Here is a 250-nt window from a genome sequence, read left to right as displayed (position 1 = left end):
GAAAGATTTCGACCTCGCTGGCGCGGAAGTACCAGGGGTTGAAGGTTTTCGCGATGACGGAGCCGTTCTCGCCATAAAGCTGAAACCCTTCGTGCCAGTCCATGCGGACGGCAACCGTCAGGTCGAGATGGCCGAGCGCGCCGCTGGCGAACTCGGTCTCGACGAACCAGCAATAGGCGCCGAATTTCTCATTGAGACGGGCGCGTACGGCGACGATATCGCCGCACAGGAAACGCGCCGTGTCGACGAG

1 pseudogene is annotated in these 250 nt (G+C 61.2%); it reads right to left on the bottom strand.

The window, feature by feature from the left end:
• Positions 1–250: pseudogene (locus tag EOB49_RS35610) on the bottom strand (gfo/Idh/MocA family oxidoreductase); the annotation flags it as partial.

This window comes from Mesorhizobium sp. M7A.F.Ca.MR.148.00.0.0, from assembly GCF_003997735.1.
Classification (GTDB): domain Bacteria; phylum Pseudomonadota; class Alphaproteobacteria; order Rhizobiales; family Rhizobiaceae; genus Mesorhizobium.
Note: the sequence above shows the minus strand (reverse complement) of the source record. Positions and strands in the feature narration are given on the sequence as shown.